The 24,310-nt window shown below is 59.2% G+C and carries 22 protein-coding genes; 18 read left to right on the plus strand and 4 right to left on the minus strand.

The window, feature by feature from the left end; all coding sequences use genetic code 11:
• Positions 1 to 95: 95 nt before the first annotated feature.
• From KVT38_RS16745 to KVT38_RS16755, 3 genes are all read left to right on the plus strand, one after another.
• Positions 96 to 974, plus strand: a complete 879-nt coding sequence (locus KVT38_RS16745) for a carbohydrate ABC transporter permease (RefSeq protein ID WP_217594873.1) — start codon at positions 96 to 98, stop codon at positions 972 to 974.
• A 3-nt stretch (positions 975 to 977) separates the two neighbouring features.
• A complete protein-coding gene (locus tag KVT38_RS16750) occupies positions 978 to 1,805 on the plus strand; it encodes a carbohydrate ABC transporter permease (protein ID WP_217594874.1) in 828 nt (275 codons plus the stop codon).
• A gap of 105 nt (positions 1,806 to 1,910) precedes the next feature.
• Entirely contained in the window at positions 1,911 to 2,972 is a 1,062-nt protein-coding gene (locus KVT38_RS16755; RefSeq protein ID WP_217594875.1) for a LacI family DNA-binding transcriptional regulator, read from the plus strand.
• Between the two features lie 80 nt (positions 2,973 to 3,052).
• Here KVT38_RS16755 and KVT38_RS16760 read toward each other — a convergent pair whose 3' ends face one another.
• Positions 3,053 to 5,005 (minus strand): stalk domain-containing protein, encoded by a 1,953-nt coding sequence (locus KVT38_RS16760; RefSeq protein ID WP_217594876.1) that lies wholly within the window; start codon positions 5,003 to 5,005, stop codon positions 3,053 to 3,055.
• A gap of 231 nt (positions 5,006 to 5,236) precedes the next feature.
• On the opposite strand from KVT38_RS16760, the gene KVT38_RS16765 reads away from it, so the two are divergent.
• The 9 genes from KVT38_RS16765 (at position 5,237) to KVT38_RS16805 (ending at position 16,776) form a co-directional block, all read left to right on the plus strand.
• Entirely contained in the window at positions 5,237 to 6,205 is a 969-nt protein-coding gene (locus KVT38_RS16765) for a glycoside hydrolase family 113 (RefSeq protein ID WP_217594877.1), read from the plus strand.
• A 46-nt stretch (positions 6,206 to 6,251) separates the two neighbouring features.
• A complete protein-coding gene (locus tag KVT38_RS16770) occupies positions 6,252 to 7,472 on the plus strand; it encodes an AGE family epimerase/isomerase (RefSeq protein ID WP_217594878.1) in 1,221 nt (406 codons plus the stop codon).
• Positions 7,473 to 7,475: 3 nt separating this feature from the next.
• Positions 7,476 to 8,681, plus strand: a complete 1,206-nt coding sequence (locus KVT38_RS16775; RefSeq protein ID WP_217594879.1) for a glycoside hydrolase family 130 protein — start codon at positions 7,476 to 7,478, stop codon at positions 8,679 to 8,681.
• A gap of 242 nt (positions 8,682 to 8,923) precedes the next feature.
• Entirely contained in the window at positions 8,924 to 10,255 is a 1,332-nt protein-coding gene (locus KVT38_RS16780) for an extracellular solute-binding protein (RefSeq protein WP_217594880.1), read from the plus strand.
• Positions 10,256 to 10,838: 583 nt separating this feature from the next.
• On the plus strand, positions 10,839 to 12,131 hold the full coding sequence (locus tag KVT38_RS16785) for a stage II sporulation protein P (protein ID WP_217594881.1): 1,293 nt from the start codon (positions 10,839 to 10,841) through the stop codon (positions 12,129 to 12,131).
• 15 nt (positions 12,132 to 12,146) lie between these two features.
• A complete protein-coding gene (locus tag KVT38_RS16790; RefSeq protein ID WP_217594882.1) occupies positions 12,147 to 12,602 on the plus strand; it encodes a hypothetical protein in 456 nt (151 codons plus the stop codon).
• Between the two features lie 132 nt (positions 12,603 to 12,734).
• Complete coding sequence (locus tag KVT38_RS34820) at positions 12,735 to 13,721, plus strand: HD-GYP domain-containing protein (protein WP_217594883.1); 987 nt, start codon at positions 12,735 to 12,737, stop codon at positions 13,719 to 13,721.
• 46 nt (positions 13,722 to 13,767) lie between these two features.
• Positions 13,768 to 14,466, plus strand: a complete 699-nt coding sequence (locus KVT38_RS16800) for a Crp/Fnr family transcriptional regulator (protein ID WP_217594884.1) — start codon at positions 13,768 to 13,770, stop codon at positions 14,464 to 14,466.
• Positions 14,467 to 14,778: 312 nt separating this feature from the next.
• Complete coding sequence (locus KVT38_RS16805; protein ID WP_217594885.1) at positions 14,779 to 16,776, plus strand: endonuclease MutS2; 1,998 nt, start codon at positions 14,779 to 14,781, stop codon at positions 16,774 to 16,776.
• A gap of 401 nt (positions 16,777 to 17,177) precedes the next feature.
• On the opposite strand, the gene KVT38_RS16810 is transcribed toward KVT38_RS16805, so the two are convergent.
• Complete coding sequence (locus KVT38_RS16810) at positions 17,178 to 18,242, minus strand: DUF6786 family protein (RefSeq protein WP_217594886.1); 1,065 nt, start codon at positions 18,240 to 18,242, stop codon at positions 17,178 to 17,180.
• An 11-nt stretch (positions 18,243 to 18,253) separates the two neighbouring features.
• Complete coding sequence (locus tag KVT38_RS16815; RefSeq protein ID WP_217594887.1) at positions 18,254 to 18,925, minus strand: GntR family transcriptional regulator; 672 nt, start codon at positions 18,923 to 18,925, stop codon at positions 18,254 to 18,256.
• 175 nt (positions 18,926 to 19,100) lie between these two features.
• Between KVT38_RS16815 and KVT38_RS16820 the strand changes: the two genes are divergently transcribed.
• From KVT38_RS16820 to KVT38_RS16845, 6 genes are read left to right on the plus strand one after another with little or no spacing between them, the layout of a single operon-like run.
• Positions 19,101 to 19,811: a PIG-L deacetylase family protein gene (locus KVT38_RS16820; protein ID WP_217594888.1), complete on the plus strand. Its 711-nt coding sequence runs from the start codon at positions 19,101 to 19,103 to the stop codon at positions 19,809 to 19,811.
• Between the two features lie 31 nt (positions 19,812 to 19,842).
• Positions 19,843 to 20,616 carry an SDR family NAD(P)-dependent oxidoreductase gene (locus tag KVT38_RS16825; RefSeq protein WP_217594889.1) on the plus strand — a complete coding sequence of 258 codons (774 nt, stop codon included), beginning with the start codon at positions 19,843 to 19,845 and terminating at the stop codon, positions 20,614 to 20,616.
• Between the two features lie 15 nt (positions 20,617 to 20,631).
• Complete coding sequence (locus tag KVT38_RS16830) at positions 20,632 to 20,946, plus strand: cupin domain-containing protein (protein WP_217594890.1); 315 nt, start codon at positions 20,632 to 20,634, stop codon at positions 20,944 to 20,946.
• A 23-nt stretch (positions 20,947 to 20,969) separates the two neighbouring features.
• Positions 20,970 to 22,091: a mandelate racemase/muconate lactonizing enzyme family protein gene (locus KVT38_RS16835; RefSeq protein ID WP_217594891.1), complete on the plus strand. Its 1,122-nt coding sequence runs from the start codon at positions 20,970 to 20,972 to the stop codon at positions 22,089 to 22,091.
• Between the two features lie 13 nt (positions 22,092 to 22,104).
• Positions 22,105 to 23,115 (plus strand): zinc-dependent alcohol dehydrogenase, encoded by a 1,011-nt coding sequence (locus KVT38_RS16840; protein WP_254639289.1) that lies wholly within the window; start codon positions 22,105 to 22,107, stop codon positions 23,113 to 23,115.
• 24 nt (positions 23,116 to 23,139) lie between these two features.
• Positions 23,140 to 24,048, plus strand: a complete 909-nt coding sequence (locus KVT38_RS16845) for a fumarylacetoacetate hydrolase family protein (RefSeq protein WP_217594892.1) — start codon at positions 23,140 to 23,142, stop codon at positions 24,046 to 24,048.
• 6 nt (positions 24,049 to 24,054) lie between these two features.
• Here the strand turns inward: KVT38_RS16845 and KVT38_RS16850 are convergent.
• Positions 24,055 to 24,310 (minus strand): hypothetical protein (locus tag KVT38_RS16850; protein ID WP_217594893.1); only part of this gene is annotated, 256 nt, incomplete at its 5' end.

Below are 24,310 nucleotides of genomic sequence, written 5' to 3' on the forward strand. Positions count from 1 at the left end.
AACGTAGAACCTTAAAACGCATAACCGAATCGGATATAATCATTGTAAGCGATTTCCATACGGTGACTTGACCGACGACGAAAGCAGGGGTGTCTATGTTTAACCTGAGCTACAAAACGCAGCGCATACTCATTCTATTCGGATTTCTTACGATTCCGGTCCTCTTATCGTTGACCTTTTCGTACTATCCGGCGCTGTCGTTGCTTTACTACAGCTTCACCGACTGGAGCGGCCTCGGTTGGGAAATGAATTGGGTCGGATTCGACAACTACAAAGAGATATTCTCCCGTCCGGAAATTTTCGGTGTCTTTAAAAACAACGCGTATTACTTCGTGGGCGGCTTGCTGCAGACTGCCGTGGCGCTTTACTTTGCGATCGTGCTGACCAGCAGGCTGAAAGGACGGAACATTTTCCGTTCGATGCTGTTCATCCCTTACGTGCTGCACAGCGTCGCCATCGTCATCATGTTCCGCAACGTGTATCATGTCGAATACGGCTCGCTGAACCTTTTCCTCGAAGCGATCGGCCTTGGCTCCTGGCAGCAGCAATGGCTGGGCAATCCGCACCTGGTCAACTTCTCGCTGGCCTTCATCTCCATCTGGAAATACTTCGGCCTCACGATGGTCATCTTCATCGGCGCGCTGCAGTCCATCCCGGCCGACAACTACGAAGCCGCCAAGATCGACGGTGCTTCGGGCTGGCAGACGCTCCGTTTTATCACGCTCCCGAGTATCCGCAGCGTCCTCGAGCTGATGCTCATACTGACGTTGACCGGCGCCCTCGAGGCATTCGATATTCCGTACATCATGATGCTCGGCGCGAACGATACGCACACCTTCGTCTCGAAGACGGTGGACATGGCCTTCAAGTTCCAGCAAGCCGGGCTCGCGTCCGCGATGGCCGTCGTCCTGGTGCTGATCGTCATCGCCTTCATCATCCTGCAGCGCAAGCTGCTGTTCAGGGAGGAGAAGTAAGCGATGGAGCGCCAAAATAAAGCGTGGACGATATTCCGTTACGTGACGATCGCGATCGGACTGTTCATCGTGTTTTTCCCGATCTACTCGGTGTTGATCTCCGCCTTCAAGACGCAGACCGAATATTACAACTCGGGTTTGCAGCTGCCGCACGACTGGTTCAACTTCGACAACTTCAGGAAGGTGTTCAACGTCGGGCGTCTGGGCCTAGGGTTCAAAAACATCTTCATCATCCTCGTCGTATCGCTCGCCGGCAACGTGCTGATCGGCACGATGGTCGCCTACGCGCTCGGCCGCTTCGACTTCAAGCTGAAAAAGCCGATCATGGGCATGTACCTCGTCGCGCAGGTCATTCCGATGATTACGACGCAGGTTGCGACGTTTCAGGTCATCAAGTTCCTGGGCGCATACAACGAGATTTATGCGCCGATGCTGCTGTACCTGGGCGCCGACGTCCTGCAGATCGTCATCTACCTGCAATTTGTGAACAATATCCCGAGGGATCTCGACGAGAGCGCGATGGTCGAAGGCGCATCCCTATTCAAGATTTACCGGTCGATCATCTTCCCGCTGCTCGCACCGGCGACGGCAACGCTGATAATCATGAAGACGATCTCGATCTACAACGACTTCTACACGCCGTATTTGTACATGCCAAGCCGCAAGCTTCAGGTCGTCTCGACTGCCATCTATTCGTTCGTCGGGCCGAACGCCGCGCAGATCAACGTCATTTCGGCGGGCATTCTCATCATCTTTATTCCGACGCTCGTGATCTATTTGTTCCTGCAGCGTTATATTTTTGCGGGCGTTACGAACGGCGCGGTCAAATAACGGGCGAATTCCGGCCATGACGCTAACGATTCGAATGTGTTATGATAACAATTAATCTTGTTATTAACGCATACGGAGTTTGGATAAGCGGAAAGGGTCGTACCGATGTCAAAGAAAGTAACGATGCAGCAGATCGCCGATCACGTCGGCGTCTCCAAGTTTGCCGTGTCCAAGGCGCTCGCCGGCAAATCCGGCGTAAGCGCGGAGACCCGGGAGAAAATCATCAGCTCGGCGACGCAGCTCGGATACTTCGCGGGGAAGAAGATCAAGAGTTCTGCGTCCCGCGCCTCGGCCGATCCGGCAGGCCATGCGCAGCGGGATACGATCATCGTGCTGATCCCGAACGTCCGCGAGCAGAATCGCCATTCCTTTTACTGGGGACGCATCATCGACGGCATCACGACGGGGCTTGAGCAGCACCGCCTCGGAATGATGATCGTGACCGAGCATATTACGGACAACTTTATCAAGCTGATCAATCCCGACGGCGTGCTCGGCATCGTCTGCGTCGGCCATATCTCGAACCAACTGCTGCTCGAAATCCGCAATTTGTCGATTCCGTTCGTCATGGTGGACCACGAAGACCCGCTTATTCCGTCGGACGCCCTGTTCATGAACAACTACGAATGCATGCGCCGCGTGACCGACTACCTGCTCGGCAACGGCCATCGCAAGCTTCAATTCGTCGGCAATACGCGTTATTCGCGCAGCTTCTACGACCGCTGGCTCGGCTACCGGTCCTTGCTCGAGGAGCAGGCGGTGCCGCTTGCGCAGGAGCAGGGACTCGTCTCGCTCGAGGGGGAAAATCGCTCGGAGCACACGGAAGCGCTCACTGCAATCTTGGGCGACATGAAGGCGCGGGAAGCGCTGCCGACCGCGTTCGTGTGCGCGAACGACTCGCTCGCGCTGTGCGTCGTCACGGCACTGATGAAGCACGGCATCCGCGTGCCCGAAGACGTCTCCGTCACCGGCTTCGACAACATCGATGACGCCGCGCTGTCCACGCCGACGCTCAGCACGGTCAACGTCAACAAGGAGGCGCTCGGCCGGCGGGCGGTGGAGACGCTGCTGTGGCGTATCGGCCATCCGGACAGTCCCAAGGAGCGGATTTTGCTGTCGGGAGACTTGGTGTTCAGGCAGTCGACGGGGCTGGCGAACGAGGGCTGAGCATTTAACGGTTCATCAAAAAGCGGAATGTCGGTTTGAACCGACATTCCGCTTTTTGATGTCTTTTTAATGAAAGGGATCTACTCAATGATCAGTATCGCTTTGCCGTCTACAAAGGCGACCGTATCGAAGTTCCGATACACCCAAGTCTCGATGACCTGTCCCGCGGAAGTTTTCGTCGTGCTTTTACCGGACGGAGAACCCCAGGAAAGCCGAACTTGATCCTTCGTCATGCCCATCGTCACGTTTCCGGCTTTAATCGCTTGCCAGGTCGCGTTCGACCACTTGTATTTTTTGTAAGGATCAAACGTCAGGAAATAATAATCGTCGCTAAAAATCGTGGGAATAAAGCCCGTGGGCATCGAGTAGGAGGTCCAAGTTTGCCCGGAGGCCGTCTTGAAGCTGATCTTGAAATAACCGCTACCGTCCGGAACGACATCGGTTACCGTAACTTTTGCAAACCGGGACCATTCGTTGTAGTGATTGACCCAGTACGTTTTGCCGATATACTTGGCCAAGCTGCCCTGCGCGGCTTTTTTGACGAGTGCAGCCGTCTGCTTGGAGACGACGGTCAATTTGGCTTTGCCGAAGCTAAGATCGGCTTGCTGCCACGTTGCGTTCCATTGCGTCAACACGCCGAATGCCAAGCTTAACAGGTCGGACGGAACGTATACGACGCCTGCCGACATGAACGGCGCGGCTTTGAGATTGATCGAGACGCCGTCGATTTGGGCGGACTTGCTCCCAACCTTGAACTGCACGGATTTGGCGCCGACATCGCCTTCGTATCCGCCCTCTCTCGCCGTGAAGACCCCTCCGAGCGCTTGCAGGACGGATTTGGCCGGCAAATAAACGGTACCGTTGGTCAATTGCGCGTATGTTAAGCTGCCGGGATAGCCAATAACGACCTGCAGCGTCTTGGTTGCGCTGCCCGATGAGACGGTGATGGCGGTCTCCCCCACGCCGGCGGCTACAAAGCTCCCATCGGGCTGAGGCTTCAGCAGATAGGGCTTCTCTACGACGATAGCGGCTTCACCGGGAGCTGCCTTGAGCAGCGAGCCGTTGGTGTAGCCCAGTTGCACGCTGACGGTCAACTTGTCGCCTTTGGCAGGCGCCGCATTGGATATTGCTGCCGACAGGCGGGAGACGACAGGGGCCTGGAAGGCGGACGGCTCCCCGTCGAACACTTTAAACCAGTCGCCGCTCCGATTCATCGCGAAAAAGTTGTCCGCATCCGTCGCCCCGGCCGTTTTCACGATATCCGACAGCCCTTGGACCTGCGTCGTCAATTTGAAGCGATCGCTATAAGGACCGGTCGTCCAAACCGTGCCGTCTTGGCGTACGACGAGTAAGACCGACTTCGGTCCCGCATACTGAATAGACGTCGCATCGTCCGTCACCCGCACAGGGATGATCTTGCCGTTGTCGTCGAAGTTGGCGCCTTCGTAGACGACGACTTCGCCCGACCGGTATAGAAGGGCGACACGGTCGTCGGTCGTTTGAATCGATACGACCGATTCGGCGTCATCGATCTGACCGAGCTTTTTAAGGACGCCATAGTTTGCGCTGATGAACAGCACCTGCCCGTCTTTTGTCAACGCAGCAAAGTGCTTGTCTTTGGCTGCGATGCGAAGTACGTCTTGCAGGCCTTTCATCTTGCCTTTTTCCGTCCAGACCGTACCGTCTTTTTTCAGCCAGAAGCCTTCCGCAATCTGCGCCACCCCGGTTTGGCCTTCGACGAGGCCGGGCGCGCCGATGGCATACTTTGCCAGCGCGCCGTCCCTGGTGAGCGCGAAGCCGGAGTACGCGGAGCCTGCGACATCGGTCAAGTCAAGGTCCTTCGCAAGAACGTACCGATCGCCGATCAGAACCCACATCGAACCGTCGTTAAGCAGAAGCGTCTTGCTGTCGATGACCGTTCGGATTCCCGCCGGCTCTGCTGCGTCGGTCCTGTCGTCGGCGAAGACGAGGGCGAAGCTTGCGAACGCCATAAAAAGAACAGTCCAAGTCCATTTCCATCTCTTTAAACCCATTTTTTACTCTCCCTTTGTTATTCAATATTAATCGTCGCTCCCATTATTCGACATTTTTTGAAGGGTTCCTTTTTTATGAAGCTTTGTTTACTTGGAATAGGGGATGCTGTTGACTTCTCTCCCCCAGGTGATACAATCAGTTTAAATGATTTTTTATCTAATTTAGCTAACAAAATAGATAACAAATAGGAAATATACAATTACAAGCATTCTCGCAAAAGGAGCTGCAGCATGAGCAAACAGGCTTGGAACGAGACGGTCAACGGCATGACTTGGGGCTGGGTCGGGACGCGCGGCACGTGGACGGGAAGCGGGACGGACTTCTCGATGGAGGAGATGGCGAAGCTCGGCGTGAACTGGACGGCGATCGCGCTGTCGGCGCTTCAGGAGACGCCGCAATCGACGGAGATTCCATATTGGGACGAGCCGACGGTCACCGACGACGAGGTGCGCGCGGCCATTCGCAAGGCAAAGTCGCTGGGCATGAAGGTATGCCTCAAGCCGGTCGTCAACGTGAATAACGGAACGTGGCGCGCGCACATCGGCTTTTTCGACGAAGAGGTGCCAGGAGAGCCAAGCTGGGCCGAGTGGTTCGCGAGCTACGGCAAGTTCATCGCCCACTACGCGACGATCGCGGAGGAAGAGGGCTGCGAGATGCTGTGCGTCGGCTGTGAGATGGTTCAGACCGACAAGCGCGAAGCGGAATGGCGCGCGCTCATCGCCGAAATTCGTCCGATCTACTCGGGCCTGATTACGTATAATTGCGATAAATATCAAGAAGGCCGGGTCAAATGGTGGGACGCGGTCGATATTATTTCTTCGAGCGGCTACTACCCGATTCACGAGTGGGAGGCGCATCTGGACCGCATCGAGGGCGTGCTCGCCCGGTGGAACAAGCCGTTTTTCTTTATGGAAGCCGGCTGCCCGAGCCGCGAAGGCTCATCGCTGCGCCCGAACGACTGGTCGTTGCCCGGCGGTCCTTCGGAGGAGGAGCAGAAGCGCTACTACGAGGCGATGTTCGGCGCCTGCGTCAAGCGCGACTGGATGCGCGGCTTCATGCTGTGGGATTGGCCGGCCAAGCTGTACGACGCGAAGGACGCGGCGGCCAACGACGATTATTGCATGTACGGCAAGTCGGCGGCCAAGACGGTCGGCGACTACTACAGGTCGGGACAGAAGCCGGAAGGCTTGAACGCCTGAACATCCGAGAGGTCCGCTGACGATCCGATGAGAGGGGAAATTTGGCATGACGCAGCAATTGACGGGCGCGCGTTGGCGGGAAGAGCTGACCGCGGAGCTTAAAGACAACATACTCGGCTACTGGCTGAACCGTACGGTCGACGAAAAATACTTCGGCTATATCGGCGAGATTGCGAGCAACGGCGAGACGCGGCCGGAAGCCGATAAAGGATTGGTGCTGCATGCGCGCATCATGTGGACGTTCGCGTCAGCCTATCGCTTGTACAAGGACGACACATACTTGTCCGCATCAAAGCGCGCGTACGAGGCGCTAAAAACGCATTTTCGTGATCCGCAGCATGGCGGCTTGTACTGGCTGATCGACGTGAACGGAGCGGCGGTATCGGACAAAAAGCAAGTGTACGGCCAGGCATTCGTGATTTACGCCCTGTCCGAATACGTTCGCGTGACCGGCGATCGGGAAGCGCTCGCCTGGGCGGAGGAGATTTATCGCCTCCTCGAAAAGCACGCTTACGATCCCGTGCATCTCGGCTATATCGAGGCGCTGGCGCGGGACTGGACGGAGACGGACGAGCTTAGCCTCTCCGGCAAGGACTTGAACGAGCGCAAATCGATGAACACGCATCTGCACGTGCTCGAAGCCTACACGAATTTGTACCGGGTGTGGAAGCCGGAGGGACTGAAGGCAAAGCTCAAGGAGCTGATCGAGGTTCACCTGGACAAGATCATCGATGCGCAAACCGATCACTTCCTGCTATTTTTCGACGACGAGTGGCATTCCAAGGCGCCGCACGTCTCGTACGGCCACGACATCGAGGGCAGCTGGCTCCTGTGGGAAGCGGCCGAGGTGCTCGGCGATGAGTCGCTGCTCCCGCGCGTCAAGGAAGCGGCCGTCCGGATGGCGGAGGCGACGCTCGAGCAGGGCGTGGACGAGGACGGCGGCTTGTTTAACGAGTACGACGGGCACCACCTCGACGATAGCAAGGACTGGTGGCCGCAGGCCGAAGCGATGGTCGGCTTTCTGAACGCTTACCAGTTGTCGGGCGATGAGAAGTATTTAGCGGCGGCTAAAAAGAGCTGGGGCTTCATCTCGAGCTTCGTCAGCGACCGCGAGGGCGGCGATTGGCATTGGCAGGTGACGCGCGCCGGCGAGCCTGTCGTCCATGCGAACCAGCCGAAGGTCGGCCAGTGGAAATGCCCGTACCACAACAGCCGGGCTTGCATTGAAGTGCTGGAAAGACTCGAACATTTGACGGCGGAGGTATAATCCATGAGCGATTTTCTGAACCAGATAAAGCGGCTGAACGAGCAATACGAAAAGCTGATCGCGCAGCCGAACCCAAAGGTAGAGCCGGGCAACGGCGTCTACTGGCGCCACGAACATCCCGTCGTCACGCACGCGCATGCGCCGCTCTACTGGCGCTACGATCTGAACCCGGAGACGAATCCGTACCTGATGGAGCGGATCGGCGTCAACGCCGCCTTTAATGCGGGCGCCATCAAGCTGAACGGCAAGTACTACCTTATGGTCCGCGTCGAGGGCGTCGACCGCAAATCGTTTTTTGCGGTCGCCGAGAGCGACAAACCGACGGAGGGCTTCCGCTTCCGGGACTATCCGGTGCTGCTTCCCGAGACCGAGGATCCGGACATCAATGTCTACGACATGCGCCTCGTGCAGCACGAGGACGGCTGGATCTACGGCCTGTTCTGCAGCGAACGCAAGGACCCGGACGCGCCGAAGGGAGACACGTCCAGCGCCAACGCCAAAGGCGGCATCGCCCGCACGAAAGATCTGATCACCTGGGAGCGTCTGCCGGATCTGAAGACGCCGTCGCCGCAGCAGCGCAACGTCGTGCTGCATCCCGAATTCGTCGACGGCAAATATGCCTTCTACACGCGTCCGCAGGACGGCTTCATCGATACGGGCGCGGGCGGCGGCATCGGCTGGGGGCTCTCCGAGAGCATGAATCCGGCCGTCGTCGACCATGAGTCGATCGTAGACGAGAAGGTATATCACACGATCAAAGAAGTGAAAAACGGACAAGGCGCCGCGCCGATCAAGACCGACAAGGGCTGGCTGCATATCGCGCACGGCGTGCGCAACACGGCTGCCGGCTTGCGATATGTGATCTACGCGTTCATGACCTCGCTTCAAGACCCGAGCCGCGTCATTCACGCACCGGCCGGACATTTGATCGCACCTGAGGGCGTAGAGCGCGTCGGCGACGTGTCCAACGTCGTCTTCACGAACGGCCTGATCGCCGAGGCGTCGGGAGAATTGTACATTTATTATGCGTCGTCCGATACGCGGCTGCACGTCGCTTCGACGACGATCGACCGCATGATCGATTACGTGACGAACACGCCCGAAGACGGCCTTCGCTCGCGCGCCAGCGTCGAGACGCGCAACGCGCTTATCGCACGCAACCTCGAGCTGCTGGACCGTCCCGAATACGCCTTTATCAAGCGCGGCTAACCGCTTCCCAAGCTAATTGAATCGGATGGGTAAAAATCCCCTGACCGGCGCATACTAATGCCTGGTTAGGGGGTTTTTAGCTAAAATTATTTATTTGTTATCATAATAGATGACAATAAAAACAAAACGAATGCCTACTTTTGCAAATTGAACGGCGTATAATTAGTGCTTGTAAGCGATGCCAAATAGCGCTTGCAAGGTTGGGTCTTAAGTTTAAAACATCGATCTGGGGGTAACCACAAATGAAGAAAAGCACGCTTGCCATCTTGTCGTTGCTGACTGCATCCGCCGTGTTGTCTGCCTGCGGCAGCAAAGACAACAATAACGCATCTCCATCCGCCTCGCCGTCTTCGTCGGCAAGCGGCACGGCATCGGCTTCCGCATCCGCGTCGAGCGGCGGAGCGAACGCCGACCTGTCCGGCAAAATTCTCGTGCTGACCCACCGTACCGACTATATCAGCGACGGCACGTTCGACAAGTACGTTGCGAAGTTCAAGGAGAAGTATCCGAAAGCGGAAGTCGAGTTCGAGGGCCTGACCAACTACGCGACCGACATCAATACGCGTCTGACGACCGGCGAAGCCGGCGACGTCAACATGATCCCTTCGGCGCTCGCCACCAGCGAATTCCCCAAGTACTACGAGCCGCTGCCGGATTCGATGTTCGACAATGTCTACTTCGCGGACTACGACGCGTATGAAGGCAAACGTTACGGCATCACCTCGGGCGTTAACACGCAAGGCATCGTGTACAACAAGAAGGCGTTCGAGAAAGCGGGCATCACGTCCACGCCGAAGACGCTCGACGAGCTGTACGCGGACGCGCAAAAGCTGAAGGATGCCGGCATCGTGCCGCTGTACATGAACTTCGGCGCGCAATGGCCGATGGGCAACTGGGGCGAAAACTCCTACACCTACGTAGCGGGCGACGCCAAGTGGACCGATACCCGCATTTCCACCGACACGCCGTTTACGGTTGACGGACCATGGGGCCAACTGATCACGATCGCGCGCAAGTTCGTCGAGAACAAATGGGTCGAGTCCGACCTGTCCACGAACAACTGGGAAATGTCCAAGGGCGAAGTCGCATCCGGCAAAGCCGCCATGTACTTCCTCGGCAACTGGGTCATCCCGCAAGTCATCGGCGCTGGCGCCGCTTCCGAAGACATCGGGTTTTTCCCGTTCCCTTACGACAACAGCGGCAAGTACAATGCCCCGCTCGGCGGCGACTACTTCGTCGGCGTAAGCAAGGACAGCAAAAACAAGGATCTGGCTATCGCCTGGGTTAACTTCTTCGTCAAGGAATCCGGCTACGACACCGACTCCGGCTTCCTGCCGGTCGACAAGACGAAGACGCCTGAAGTACCGCAGCTGGCAGAATTCAACGCCGCTAACCCGACCTACATCGAAAGCGTCGCCGTCGACCCTCGCTACAACGAGATCGCCAAGAAGGCTGAGATCGCGCTGGGCACCGGCTCCGTCGACCAGGACCTGATCGTGGCGAAGGATCTGAAAAAAGCGTTCGACGACCTGAACGCCAAGTGGGCGAAGGCTCGCAAGGAACTCGGCTATTAAGCCGTAGTGTAATCGGGCAGGAAGACTAATTCAGTAGCCAAAATCGCATAACGACGGCGCAGGACGCCGTCATCCCAAGCCTCCCGGCAGCCGCCGGGAGGTTTTTCGTCGCGTGGGGATGTCTCTGTTAGGACGAACCGGCTTCTGTCACGCTTCGCGCCATCACTTCGCGTCGCTAGAAGTCTTAACTGAGAACACCCCGCGCCTGATCGCCGTTCCCCAGCGTCAAGAAGTCTCAACCAGGACCAAAGGGTCTCCTTTCGCTATCACTCCTCCGCTAGAAGTCTTGACCGAGAACACCCCGCGCCCAATCGCAGTCCTCCAGCATGTAGAAGTCTCAACCAGGACTAACTAGCCCTCTGTCGCCGTCACTTTGTCGCTAGAGGTCCTAACTGAGAACACCCCGCGACCAATCACCTCTTCGCCATATGAGTTGCCCATCGCGCCAAGTTCCGGTTCCCCGTTTTTTTGCCTATGTACCGTTCTAGCATCTCTTAATCTCTCATAGACTTCACTATCGCTTTCGCAAGCCGGAAGAATAGAACGTTTAAGAGACCCCCGGGAGGGGAGACGGAGGTGCGGAATGTTCCGTGCGGCGCTATCGCATTATTTGCCGGCCTGGCGCAGGCAGTTCCGTAGGTTTTTGGCGTCCGGGCGCGCGTTTTTGCTACTCAGTTTTTGTTCGATGGTCATGTTCGTCCTCCTTGGTCTCGGCGGAATTGTGCAGATCAAGCTGGCAGCCTCGCCCGCACAGTCGATGAAAGGCTTCGCGGCATCCGTATCGGATACGTTTTTCTCTTCGATGCTCGGGCTCGAGCTCCCGCAGATGGCCGGGAAGGAAGGCGGCGGCCATATGGACGGGGAGCGGATCGCGGCATTTCTGCTGCGCTTCCTGACCGACGTCAATCCCGGCGATCCGAAAAGCCTGCTCGCCGCCGAAATGCCGGGCGCCGGCGGGGACGAGCCGATCTTGTTCCGGACGGGCTCGGGCGGCTCCGACAGCGCGCCGGAGGACTACAGCCCGCCTGCCGCAGGCGCGGCTGACGATCGGGACGATCATGGCGTGGAACCGGACAAGCAGCCGGACGAAGGCGCCGGCAAGCCGGATCCGACCGCTACGCCGGAGCCCGAACCGAGAGGCGAGGCTCCGACGCCGACGCCGGCCGGCGAGGACTCGCCTCCGAATCAGTCGAAGACAACGGACGGACGCAAAGTCGTGTTCATCTATCATTCTCATAACCGCGAATCTTATTATCCCGAGCTGCCGCCTACCACCAAGGATCCGAACTCCGGCAAGGTCAACGTCACCCTGGTCGGCAAGCGACTTGCGGACCAGCTCGAGAAGCGGGGGATCGGCGCGCTCCACTCGTCCAAGGATTATGCGGGCACGGTTAAAGACTACGATTGGAACCAATCCTACAAGTATTCCAAGCAGACCGTCATGCAGGCGATGGCAGACGACAAAGACCTGACCTTTTTCTTCGACATTCATAGAGACTCGCTGCGGCGCAAGGAGTCGACCGTCACGATCGGCGGCAAGGACTATGCGCAGGTGTTTTTCATCATCGGGCAGCGCAATCCGAACTGGAAACAAAACGAGAGCTTCGCCAACGAGATTCACGAAAAGCTGGAGGCCACGTATCCCGGCTTGTCGCGCGGCATCTGGGGCAAGACGGCGGCGACGGGCAACGGCGAATACAACCAGTCGCTGGCGCCGGACAGCGTGCTTATCGAGATCGGCGGCGTCGACAATACGCTTGAAGAATGCTACCGCACGGCCGACGCGCTCGCGAAGACGATCTCGGATCTGTACTGGCGGAGTCAAAATGCAGAGGCTGCGGGAGCAGACGCGCAAAAGGCCGCGACGGCCCAATAAAGGAGGATGCGGGTCATGGGACGATCGATGGGGAGACTTGCGCTTCTCGCGGCGCTGATTGCGCTAGCCGTGCTGTTCGGCATGGAGATGGCGGATGACGGCATCCGGACCGTATACGGTCCGGTAAGCGGCGACGGTGCGACGATCGCGAGCGATGGAAATGCGGCAGGCAGCCGGGCGGAACAGCGGAGCCGTTATTATGCGGAGGAACCGCAGGGCATCGCGTACGACAGCGGGGCGGACGCTGCCGATGCGTCTGCGTCCGATAGCGGCAGGGGGCGTAAAACGCCCGACGCCTCGCGCGTTGGGCAAACGGGCGATAAGACGCAGGACCCGTATGCGATTCCTCGACCGGACGGAGAGCCGCTGGTCGACAGCCTGGCGGACAAGACGGCGTCAACGCTGCAGAAGTTGTCGCAGAGCGGCGTAAGAGCCGTCGTTTCGCTGTTCGACAAGCTATCCGGTTCATAAGGACTATATTCCGGATTTAAGTCCTGCGACTTTTTGCCTTTTTGTGTGATCTGAGTTACAGAACCGTACCAGGTATCAATAGTAATATCGAATCACGACAGAGAGACATTCAAGGATCGGGAGTGAGAGACTGTGCGGTTAGTTCGTGCAGACCAGCTGGCTGAAGGCGATAAGCTGGGAAAAAGCTTGTATACGTCCGATGGACGTCTTATATTGAGGCAGGGCGTCGTATTGGACCGGCGCCTGATCGAGGGCCTGAAAAAGCGCAGTCTCCGTTATTTGATGATCGAGACGACGGAGGCGTTCGGCACCGACCCTAAGGCGCTGAAGGAAAATCTGCGGGAACAAATGAAGGATCTGCTGAGTCACGTCATGGATACCGTCTTGCGCGGCGGCGCGGTACCCGTCGAGCCGGTGCTCGAATGGTCCGAGCACATGTCCCGGATCGTCATGGAAGAGCGGGATCTGCTGTACCATTTCGAGGATTTGCTGCGCTCGGATGCCAATCTGATCGCGCACAGCGTCAACGTATGCTTTTTGTCGATGCTGACGGCCAAAGCGCTCGGATACACCAGGCAGCAGATCCAGAATGTCGCCGTCGGCAGCCTGCTGCACGACATCGGGCTGTTCAGGCCGCACGACGGCACGATGGTCATCAACCATCCGCAGGTCGGATACGATCTGCTTCGTCAGTCTCCGGGCTTAGCGCAGCCTGCTCTGCGAATCGTGATGCAGCATCACGAGCAGATGGACGGCAGAGGCTTCCCGCATGGCACAAAAGGCGCGGAGCTGTCCGAGGAAGCGCAAATTTGCGGGTTGTGCAGCGATTTCGACTATTTTATGAACGATCGGCTTGCGGACAAGCTGCCTTGTGGAGGAATTGAGTACGTAATGTCGAAAATAGATACTTCATACAGCTATGCCGTCGTCCGCGGCTTCCTGAAGGCATTCGTCCCTTACCCGGTCGGAACTGAGCTCAGGCTGACCGGGGGGCTTCATGCGACTGTCGTCGAGCTGAACAAAGGACATCTGGCCAGGCCGATCGTCCGGCTGAGCCAGTTCGGCACGAAGTTCAACCTGATGGAGCATCCAAGCTTTATGGTGGAGGCTGTCGTCTGAAGGGGGGACGTTCGGTGCAGCTGCACATTCGCGCAAGGGGGCCATTATGCCGATTACAGCCACCAAGCTGAGGACGATTCCGTTTTTTAAGGGCATCGATCCTGCATTGTTCGACCGCGTCCTCCCGTACGTCCAGGAAAAAGTGTACCGCAAAGGCGCGATTATATTCCTCGAGGGCAGCGAAGGCGACGAGATTTACTTTATCCTCTCCGGCTCGGTCAGCATCCACACGATCAACAAATCCAAAAAAGTCGTTCTCGCGTTTTTCCACGAAGGGGACTACTTCGGCGAAATGGCGCTCATCAAGCCCGGTCTTGTGCGCTCGGCGACGGCGGAGACCGCGTCGCAGACCCGGCTGCTCTCGCTGCGGCGCTCGCATTTCCAGCTTCTGTTCGAGAACGACCGCAACTTGCTGCACTACCTCGTCGAAGATACGATGAACCGGCTTCGCAAGGCGAACCAGCAGATTTACGATCTTACCTTTCTCAGCGTCCGTTCGCGGATCATCAAGCGGCTCGCGACCTGGTGCGAGGAGTACGGCGGCGCTTCGGATCCGGCTGCGCCCGTCCGCATCCCGATCAAGCTTACGCATCAGCAGCTCGCAGACATGGTCGGCGCCGTGCGGGAGACGGTGTCCAAGGTGCTGCAGGACATGCAGGACGAGGACTTAATCCAGATTCAGCAGAAGATGATTCAGGTCAACGACCGGACCCGGCTGGAAAAACTGCTTGATCACGACATATAGTTTGTGATAAATTAATCTCAACTTTGTTTAACTAAAGGGGAACACCTTAATGTCTGCGATGGTTCTGAACTGATCAATTGGATAGCCCGCTAGAACGAGCGTGTCCGCGAGGGATCGATTTTTCGGTCTTTTGTTTCGTTGCGTCGTTCTGCGGCTCTGATTGCCAGGGAGGAACTGTCCGACATTCCGTCCATCGCTGCGGCGAGGAGCGGGAATGCGAACCGTGCCCATCAGGCACGGTTTTTTTTGCGCATTTTTCGCCGTGTTCGAACGTTCGTTCATTCCCCTAAACAAAGGAGCATCTCCCTAATCATGAGACAAACTTCCCTCGATAAATTAGAATACGCACGCGCCATTGAGGCCGTCGTCTCCCGGACTTCCACTTATTTGGGCCGCCGACTTGCCGAGCGCCTCGCCCCGCTCACGGACGCCCGCGTCATCGCCGCGCGCCTCGCGGAGACCGAGGAGGCTCGCGCGATGATCGACAAGGGCATGCATGTCCCGCTGCCGTCCATGGACGGCATGGAGGAACTGCTGGGTCTGCTCGGCACCGGCTACGTCCCGGACGAGCGGCAGTTCGGCCAGCTGGCGCAATTCGTCCGGAGCTGCGGCCAATTGCGGCGGTTTATGGCTTCCAAAGCGGCCCTCGCGCCGACGGTAGCCGCTTATGCTTCGTCCATGCACGAGCTGGGCGGATTGCTCGCCGAGATCGAGGGTTGCATCGATCGGGGCCGCATTGTGGACGGCGCGAGCCAGGAGCTCGGGCGCGTCCGGCGCAAGCTGCGGCAGGCGGAGGAAAAGCTGCAGAAGCGGCTGGACAGCCTGCTGTCGAAGCATGCCGAGCATTTGCAGGACCGGATCGTGAGCACGCGTGGCGGACGTTATGTGCTGTCGGTCAAAAAAGAGCATCGGCGCAAGGTATCCGGCAGCGTGCTCGACGAATCGGCGAGCGGACAGACGGTGTTCGGGGAGCCGTCGGAGGCGGCGGGCCTGCAGATGGAGCTGTCCGCGCTCCGCGCCGTGGGGCAGCGCGAGGAGCTGCAGGTGCTCGCACGGCTGACGGGCGAAGCGGAGCTTGCGCTGCCCCAGCTGTCCGTGAACGCGGAGTCGGTGGCGCACTACGACTTCCTGCTGGCGAAGGCGAAGTGGGCGCTCGCGATCGGCGCGCTGCCGCCGTCGCTCACGGACGACGGCACGTTTGAGCTGCGCGCGGCGCGGCATCCTTTTCTAAGCGCCACGCCGGTGCCGCTCGATATCGCCATGGACGCGAGCTACCGGTCGCTGCTCATCACCGGGCCCAATACGGGTGGCAAGACCGTCGCGCTCAAGACCGTCGGACTGCTCACGCTGATGGCGCAGACCGGCTTGCTGATACCGGCCGCCGCGGGCAGCCGTGTCGGCGTATTTAACGCGATCGAAGCGGATATCGGCGACGGACAGAGTCTGGACCGCTCGCTCAGCACCTTTTCCTCGCATATCCGCAACGTCACCGATATTCTGGCCGTCTCGGACGGCGCGACGCTCGTGCTGCTCGACGAGCTCGCGACAGGGACCGATCCCGGCGAAGGCGTCGGCCTGTCGATCGCCGTGCACGAGGAGCTGTACCGGCGCGGCGCCGCCGTGCTCGCGACGACGCATTTTAACGAGATCAAGGAATACGCCCGCGTCGCGCCTGGCTTCCGCAATGCCCGCATGGCTTTCGCCGAAGAGACGCTGCAGCCGCTCTATCGTCTCGATATGGGCGAGGCCGGCGACAGCTATGCGTTCGTCATCGCGCGGAAGTTCGGCATCGACGACAGCATCATCGCCAGAGCTAAAGAGATCGCCCGGGGGTTGAAGGGCGGCGAAGGGGTCGTCGGAAGCGGGAACGTGCCGCGGGAAGGCGTGCAAGGTATACTGCCCCCGGCTGCGATCGAAGCGGATGGAGCCGATGCATCCGCGAGGCAGATGGCGCGTCCGGCCAGAGGCTCCGGCGCAGGCGAGGCGAAGGCTGAAGGCCGGGAAGCTCCCGCCTCCCCGCCGCCGCCCGAGTTCGGCATGGGGGACGTCGTCTGGATCCCGTCGCTCGGCCAGCGCGGCGTCGTCTACCGGCTCGCCGACGAGCGAGGCAACCTCATCGTTCAAGTCCGCGGCGTCAAGCAGCTCATCAACCGCAAACGGGTGCAGCTTCAAATCGAGAGCAAGCACCTGTACCCGGACGATTACGACATGGATATCGTCTTCGACTCGGTCGAGAACCGCAAGAAACGCAGCCTGATGGCCAAGCGGCACGTCGAGGGGCTGAAAATCGAGCGCGAGGAACTGGAGTGAAAAAGCAGCCGCATCAGTGAGCGCGGCTGCGCATACAGGACATGAGTTCGTCAACCGCATCTTTAAGGGATGCGGTTTTTTTATAAAGCGAGACGATCGCCCGGATGCGCGAGCCAAACCGCCGCGAGCCTCTTTTAGAGAAGGCGATTACTCCTATGCACGGTCCAAACCGCTGATCGCCTCTTCTAGAGTAGGCGATATCCCCAATTCGCGGCCCGAAGCGCCCATCGCCCCTCCTAGAGAAGGCGAACGCGCCGATGTGCGGCCCAAACCGCCGAACGCCTCTTCTAGAGTAGGCTATATTCCCGATATGCGGCAAGCCACCGAGAGACAACGTGGATTCAGTCATAGTGTCGTCGAGCAGGCGTTAGTCCGTGGTTCGCACGCGTTGGAGTTGGCGGCTAGCTAAGCCCAGCCGGCGATACGTCATCCATCCCGAGCAGGAGCGCAGCGATTTCCCTGATTTTCTCCGTCGGTCCCGTAAAATGGAATACTTGCGATTCATCCGTCGTCCACCCGGGTCTGTCGATCGCCAGGCCGGGCGATTGGTATTCGAGCTCGGCGAAGCCGCCCAGTTGACCGCCGTCGTTGTAAATCTGCATGCAGGAGCCTAAATAATCGGGCCGATCCGGCGGATAGTCGGGATAGACGCCGGCGGGATTTACGCTGAACTGGCGGACCAGAAGGCTGCTCTCGGATGCGTCAAGCCTGCGGATATAGCCGTAGCGGCCGGTCGAAGCGATGGCGTCGAACGAGAGCTTGTAGCTGTAGCTGCCGCGGCATGGAATGCGGACGCCGCCGGCCGTCGTCGCGATGCCTGCCGGCTCCCGCTGCGCGAACATCGTCATCGGCGCCACAGGACCGCGCGTCGGCACCAGCGCTACGCCGCCGGCCGGCACCTGCATGATGCTCCAGAGGCTGCAGCAGCCTGACTTTGCGGCATCGTCGCTTCTCTTCTGCGCGACAGGCGTCAATTCCAGATCCGTTTGGACCTCGTATCCGACATAGCGGACGCCGTCCCATTCTCGCGCTGCCAGGGACGCATTCATGCGAAGCGGATTCGGCAGCGTCGCAAACCGTTTTTCCAGGTCCAAGCGGATTCGGGCGCCCGAGGTGCGGTGGGACAGCTCGCTAGTCATCCGGACAACCGCCTCGCGTCCGGTGGCCGCCTTTAATGCCCACTGACCTGGATCGAGCTGCGGCGGAATCGCGTAGCTGCCTGCGCTGTCCGTAAAAAATTCGATCTCAGGGCTGATCCAGGTGCGGTCGCCGCCCGTATTCCAGCCGCCGGCATCGAGCGCCGCCGCATTCGTCCAAAATGACGCGCCGGCTTGCCCGCCCGGCACAGTCATATCGTGCACGCGCCCTCCACGCACGAGGGCAAGCAGCGTTCCGCCGTCTTCGCCGGTCAGTTTAACGTAAGGCTCGCCCAGTTGCTTCAGATGCGCTTCCCGCGTTTCGGACATCCGTATCTCCCCTAATCCGTCTCTTCGTCGAAGCACAGCAGGCAGTCTTCGTCCCGGATATGCCGGGTCCACAGTTCTTCGATCCGTTCGTCGCTCTCGCTGCGCAGCGCCGACACCAGCGCCGCATGTTCCGCCGGCACCCGTCCGAGGTCGCCGAACGCGCCGGTGTTTTTAATGAAGTGCAGCCGCAGCCGGTTCACGATGCCAAGCCAGATCTGCTGCGTGTGAGTCGACTCGTCGAGCGACAGCACCTGCTCGTGGAAACGAATATCCGCCTCTGCCAGCGCGAACAAGTCATTCTCGGTCGCTGCGCGCTTCATCTCCTCCACAATTGCCTCGAGCGCCGCAAAAAACGCTTCGTCCCGCTTGCCGCGGCTCTGCTTCAGCACGAACAGCTCCAGTTGCAGCCGTACCGGAATCAGCAGTCCGACGACCTCATCCTTGCGCACGTCGGCGACCGCCGTCTCCCTGTAAGGAGCGCTCACGACGAGGCCGAGCGCCTCCAAATCCCGAAGCGCCTCGCGGAGCGGACCGCGGCTGACGTTCATTTGCTTCGAGATATCAAGCTCCCGAAGTTTGTCACCCGGCTTCAGGTGTCCGCGCACGATCGCGTCGCGGATATCGGCGAACACGCGTTGCCGCAATGACAGGTTTTCCTGGCTTTTGAATTGATAGGGGTTCATATCTAAGACTCCCAGCTTGGTATAGTTCGAACGTTTGATAGGCGATGCCCCCAGTATAGTGCAGCGCAACATTAAATTCAACGATCAATTGACGATAATCGATTGTTGACAATCTACCAAAACGGCATTTAAGATGGGCTCATAACCTTTAGCGCCTGTGAGGAGGAAAGTGGAGATGAACATTTTGGCCATTTGCGCGCATCCGGACGACGCCGAGATTTTGTGCGGCGGTACGCTGGCGAAGTATGCGGCGCGCGGCGACAAGGTTACGATCGCGATCTCGACTAACGGCGAGGTCGGGTCGCCGACGCTGTCCAAGCCGGAGATCGCCGAGCTTCGCCGGCAGGAAGCGAAGGCCGCCGCGGATCTGATCGGCGCGGACCTGATCTGGATGGGATACCCGGACGAGTTCCTCTTCGATACCGAGAAGACGCGCCTCGATTTTATCGAGGCGATGCGGGCGAGCGGGGCCGAAGTCGTGCTGACGCACTGGCCGGACGATCTGTACAATCCGGACCATACGCTGACCGGCCGGATCGCCAACGATGTTGCCATCATGACGACCGTGCCGAATATCGTGACCGCCAGTCCCGCGCTGAAGAAGATCCCGATCGTTTATTTCGTCGACAGCATGGCCGGCATCGGCTTCCAGCCTGACGAGTACGTGGATATTACGGACTATATCGATACGAAAAAACGAATGCTGGCCGCGCACGAGAGTCAGGTCGGGGATTGGCTGCAGGATCAGTACGGCTCCAACGCAATGGAGATGGTTGAGGTGATCTCGCGCTTTCGTGGCATTCAATGCGGCGTCCGGTACGCGGAAGGGTTTATCCGGGCCAAGGCGTATCCGCGTAACATCGTCGGCACGCTGCTGCCGTGGTGACGCGAGAGCGGGGATGAAAGGGGAGGCGAAAATGAGTCGATTCGAAGGAAAGAAGGCGATCGTCACCGGCGGCGCGACCGGCATCGGACTCGCGACGGCCAAGCTATTGGCGACCGAAGGGGCGAACATCGTCATCGCGGGCCGGGATGAGGGGCGCGGGGCGACAGCTCTGGCAGAGCTTAAGGCAATCGGCGGGAACCCGCTGTTCGTGAAGACTGATATCAGCAGCGAGGACGCCGTACGGCACTTGATCGGTCGTACGATGGCGCATGCGGGACGGATCGACGTGCTGGTTAACAACGCCGCGATGTTTTACGAGAGCGATTTCCTGCAGGAGACGACGGACCGCTGGCGCGCGGTGTTCGACACGATCGTGAACGGCGCCTACTGGTGCACGCGCGAAGCAGCGTTCGCGATGAAGGAGCAGGGCGGCGGCGTCATCGTCAACGTCTCCTCGATCAACGGGGTCCGCGCCTTGAATCGGTCCAGTCACTACAATTCGGCCAAGGGCGCGCTCGATCAACTGACCCGATGCACGGCGGCCGAGCTGTCGCCTCACGGCATCCGGGTGAACGGCGTAGCGCCGGGCTTTATCGATACGGGATTGTCCGTCGTCGGCGGCGAGAACGAATTGGAGACAGAGTGGTTCAAACGTTATTACGTAGGGGAGCGCAAAATTCCGCTGGCACGCCCCGGCCAGTCCGAAGAAGTGGCGGCGGTGATCGCTTTCCTTGCCTCGGAAGCGGCTTCGTACATACAGGGCGCGATCGTGCCCGTCGACGGGGGATTATCGATTACGTTTTAGAAAGGGAGAGTTGCGATGCCGATTGACGAGTGGCAGCAGATCAATCCGCTTATTCGCCGCAAAATATTTCCTCCTGGAGATCGGCTGATGAGCATGGCGATTGAATTTAAAAAGGGCGGGATCGGCCCGGAGCACGCGCATCCGCACGAGCAGCTGGGCTATGTCGTGTCCGGGAAAATCCGGATGCTGCTGGACGGAGTCGAGATCGTCGCTTCGGCGGGGGAGCAGGTCGTCGTTCCGGGCGGCGTCTCTCATGCGGTCGAAGCGCTGGAAGATTCGCTGGTGCTGGAAGTTTTCACTCCTTTGCGGGAGGATTTGCTCGGAAGCTAACGATAAATAGAGGAGCTGGTCTTATGAAAATTACCGAGGTCGAAGCGATTTATTTGAGCATTCCCGACCTGGACGCCGAGCAATGCGACGGCACGCAGGATACGCTCGTCATACGCATCCATACGGACGAAGGCATCGTGGGCGTCGGCGAGGTCGACTCGTCGCCGCTGGTCGCCAAGGCCGTCGTGGAGGCGCCCGCCTCGCATTCGATCGCGACGGGTCTTCGAAGCTTGTTGATCGGGGAAAATCCGATCGAGATCGAGCGGCTGTGGGACAAAATGTACCGCGGTACGATCTACTTCGGCCGCACCGGTCCCGCGTTGCACGCGATCAGCGGCGTGGATATCGCGCTGTGGGACATTTTGGGCAAGACGATGAACCGGCCGGTGTGCGAAATGATGGGCGGCGTATTCAATCGAAAGCTTAAAGCTTATGCGAGCGCCCTGATGCCCGAGACGATCGACGAAGCGGCGGCCATGGCCGAGCGGTACGCCAAGCTGGGCTATAAAGCGATGAAGTTCGGCTGGGGACCGATCGGCCGGGACGCCAAGTTCGACGAAGCGCAGATCAAGGCGATCCGCGATGCCGTCGGAGACGAGGTCGACGTCATGATCGACGCGGGGCTCGCCTGGGATCTGAAGGGCGCGCTGCGCATGGCGGAGGTGTATGAGCGGTACGGCGTCTACTGGCTGGAGGAACCCGTTCACTCGAACGATATCGCCGGTTATCGCGCGCTCGCGGACCGCAGCCGCATCTCCATCGCGGGCGGGGAGCAGGAGAGCGGACGGATGGCATTCCAGCGGCTTTTGGACGAGGGGCATCTTGATATCATTCAGCCGGATCTCGCCCGCGTCGGCGGCTTGACCGAAGGCAAGCGCATCGCTTACCTGGCTTACGACCGGCATAAGAAGGTCGTGCCCCATGCCTTCAAGACGGGGATCCTCGTCGCGGCGAGCACGCATTTTGCGGCGGCCATTCCGAACGGCTTTATGATCGAATACACCGTATCCGACTCGCCGCTCGCGCGTGATCTGGTGAGTCGGGAGATCGAATTCAAGGACGGCTATGTCACCGTGCCGACGGACCGGCCGGGACTCGGCATCGAGATCGACGAGCAAGTGCTGAGCCGCTACAGAGTCCAATAGGAGGAAAACGCGCATGACGCAAACGATGCGGGCGCTGGTCTACGAAGGACCGCGGCTGATGAACATGAGGACGCTGCCGGTGCCGGAACCGGCGTCGGGTGAAGTGCTGGTGAAGATCGAGCGGGTTGGCATTTGCGGCTCCGAGCTGAGCGGCTATCTGGGGCACAACTCGCTGCGCAAGCCTCCGCTCGTGATGGGCCATGAATTCGCAGGCACGGTCGCGGCGACGGGCGAGGGCGCGTCGCGCTTCAAGCCCGGCGATCGGGTGGCGGTCAATCCGCTGCAAACCTGCGGCCGTTGCAGGGATTGTCTCAGCGGCGAAGCGCAGCTGTGCCCGGATCGCAAGCTGCTCGGTGCGCATCTGCCCGGCGCGTTCGCCGAATACGCCGTCGTAGCGGAATCCAACGTTTATGCCATGCCGGACGGATTGTCCTTCGACCTGGCCGCCATGGCCGAGCCGCTGGCATGCGCCGTCCATCTGTGCCGGCTTATCTCGCTGCGGCCGGATGACCGGCTGCTCGTGATGGGCGCCGGACCGATCGGCTTGTTCGCGGTCGCGGCGGCGAGGCTGATCGGCGTGCGCGAAGTCGTCGTCGCCGATCTGAATGCCGACCGGCTGCGGATCGCAGCCGAGCTTGGCGGCATCCCCGCGAACGGCGACGCCGAGATCGAACGGTTAAAGCCCGCCGAAGGCTTCGAGGCGGCGGTCGACGCCGTCGGCTTGCAAGCGACGCGGCTGCGCTGCATCGCCTCGGCGCGCAGGGGGGCGCGTATCGGCTTTACCGGACTGCACGAAGCGGACAGTACGCTGCCCGTCAATACAGTCATCCGCGAAGAACTGAAGCTGCTGGGCGCCTTCGCCTACGATCCGCAGGACTTCAAGCAAGCGCTTCGGTGGATCGCGGAGGGCAAGGTCGATCTGCTGCCGTGGACGATACACCGGCCGCTCGAGCAGGGCGGCGAATGCTTCGAGATGTTGATTGGCGGCCCGGGCTCGATCGCGAAGATTTTGCTGCAGCCTTAAATATGGAGAAAGAAGGAATGGACTTTGAAGCTGGTCAACTATTGGGGCGACAACGGCGAGCTGAGGCTGGGCGTCGTCCGTAACGATCGCTTGCTGGACATAGGCCGTCTGACTGCGGGCGCTCAGATGGAGCGGCCCGTACGATCGACCGACGATCTGATCGCTTTGGGCAACGCAGGACTCGCGGCGCTCGCCGCTTGCATCGAAGAAGCGCTTCGCGACGAATCGAAGGTACAAGCGTACTCGCGAGACCTCGAGAAAGCGAGCTTGGCGCCTTGCGTTGCCAAGCCGGGGAAGATCCTTTGCGTCGGCTTAAACTATAGGAAGCACGCTGAAGAAACCAACTCCCCGATCCCGGCCTATCCGATTCTTTTCAATAAATTCGCCAACGCGCTGACCGCCCACGATACGCCTGTCCGCGTCCCGAACGTCACCTCCAAAATGGACTACGAAGCAGAGCTCGCCATCGTTATTGGCAAAACCGCCTTTAACGTGAATGAGGACGAGGCGCTGGACTACGTATTTGGGTATTGCGCGGCGAATGATTTTTCCGCACGGGATTTGCAGCTGCGCACCTCCCAATGGCTGCTCGGCAAAAGCCTGGACGGCTTTTGTCCGCTCGGGCCCTGGCTCGTCACTGCGGACGAGGTGGGCGACCCGAACCGGCTGGAAATCCAGAGCTTCGTGAACGGAGACCTGAGGCAAAACTCCAACACGAGCGACATGATCTTCGATTGCAAGACGATCGTCAGCTACGCGAGCCGGCATATGACGCTGCAGCCGGGCGACGTCATCCTGACCGGGACGCCCGAAGGCGTAGTGATGGGCTATCCGGAAGAACGCCAGGTTTACTTGAAGGCCGGCGATCGGGTCGAGATCCGGATTGAGAAGCTCGGTTCGTTGAGCAACGTTCTGGTCGGATCGGCAGAATAGAAGCGCTTAAGCGAGAGAAGTTTCAAATAAGTTAAGTATGCGGCGCATGTTGACCTTCGCTGGGAGGAGGGGCATGCGTCGTTTTTCGTCTCGTTTCAGATCGACGGTACGCCGCGATTGCCGCTCCACTGCCCTGCTGATATAATAGATGGGATAGCCGGACAACGGCATGTATCGGTGGAGGTAAGGACAAAGAACATGGCAGACATCCAACACAAGCAGAGCCATATTCGCAATTTTTGCATCATTGCGCATATCGACC

The sequence above is a fragment of the Cohnella sp. GbtcB17 genome (assembly GCF_019091135.1).
GTDB lineage: Bacteria > Bacillota > Bacilli > Paenibacillales > Paenibacillaceae > Cohnella.

Coding starts and splice junctions, on each gene's coding strand:
- KVT38_RS16745 (WP_217594873.1), top strand. CDS start 96: ATGTTTAACCTGAGCTACAAAACGCAGCGCATACTCATTCTATTCGGA.
- KVT38_RS16750 (WP_217594874.1), top strand. CDS start 978: ATGGAGCGCCAAAATAAAGCGTGGACGATATTCCGTTACGTGACGATC.
- KVT38_RS16755 (WP_217594875.1), top strand. CDS start 1,911: ATGTCAAAGAAAGTAACGATGCAGCAGATCGCCGATCACGTCGGCGTC.
- KVT38_RS16760 (WP_217594876.1), bottom strand. CDS start 5,005: ATGGGTTTAAAGAGATGGAAATGGACTTGGACTGTTCTTTTTATGGCG.
- KVT38_RS16765 (WP_217594877.1), top strand. CDS start 5,237: ATGAGCAAACAGGCTTGGAACGAGACGGTCAACGGCATGACTTGGGGC.
- KVT38_RS16770 (WP_217594878.1), top strand. CDS start 6,252: ATGACGCAGCAATTGACGGGCGCGCGTTGGCGGGAAGAGCTGACCGCG.
- KVT38_RS16775 (WP_217594879.1), top strand. CDS start 7,476: ATGAGCGATTTTCTGAACCAGATAAAGCGGCTGAACGAGCAATACGAA.
- KVT38_RS16780 (WP_217594880.1), top strand. CDS start 8,924: ATGAAGAAAAGCACGCTTGCCATCTTGTCGTTGCTGACTGCATCCGCC.
- KVT38_RS16785 (WP_217594881.1), top strand. CDS start 10,839: ATGTTCCGTGCGGCGCTATCGCATTATTTGCCGGCCTGGCGCAGGCAG.
- KVT38_RS16790 (WP_217594882.1), top strand. CDS start 12,147: ATGGGACGATCGATGGGGAGACTTGCGCTTCTCGCGGCGCTGATTGCG.
- KVT38_RS16800 (WP_217594884.1), top strand. CDS start 13,768: ATGCCGATTACAGCCACCAAGCTGAGGACGATTCCGTTTTTTAAGGGC.
- KVT38_RS16805 (WP_217594885.1), top strand. CDS start 14,779: ATGAGACAAACTTCCCTCGATAAATTAGAATACGCACGCGCCATTGAG.
- KVT38_RS16810 (WP_217594886.1), bottom strand. CDS start 18,242: ATGTCCGAAACGCGGGAAGCGCATCTGAAGCAACTGGGCGAGCCTTAC.
- KVT38_RS16815 (WP_217594887.1), bottom strand. CDS start 18,925: ATGAACCCCTATCAATTCAAAAGCCAGGAAAACCTGTCATTGCGGCAA.
- KVT38_RS16820 (WP_217594888.1), top strand. CDS start 19,101: ATGAACATTTTGGCCATTTGCGCGCATCCGGACGACGCCGAGATTTTG.
- KVT38_RS16825 (WP_217594889.1), top strand. CDS start 19,843: ATGAGTCGATTCGAAGGAAAGAAGGCGATCGTCACCGGCGGCGCGACC.
- KVT38_RS16830 (WP_217594890.1), top strand. CDS start 20,632: ATGCCGATTGACGAGTGGCAGCAGATCAATCCGCTTATTCGCCGCAAA.
- KVT38_RS16835 (WP_217594891.1), top strand. CDS start 20,970: ATGAAAATTACCGAGGTCGAAGCGATTTATTTGAGCATTCCCGACCTG.
- KVT38_RS16840 (WP_254639289.1), top strand. CDS start 22,105: ATGACGCAAACGATGCGGGCGCTGGTCTACGAAGGACCGCGGCTGATG.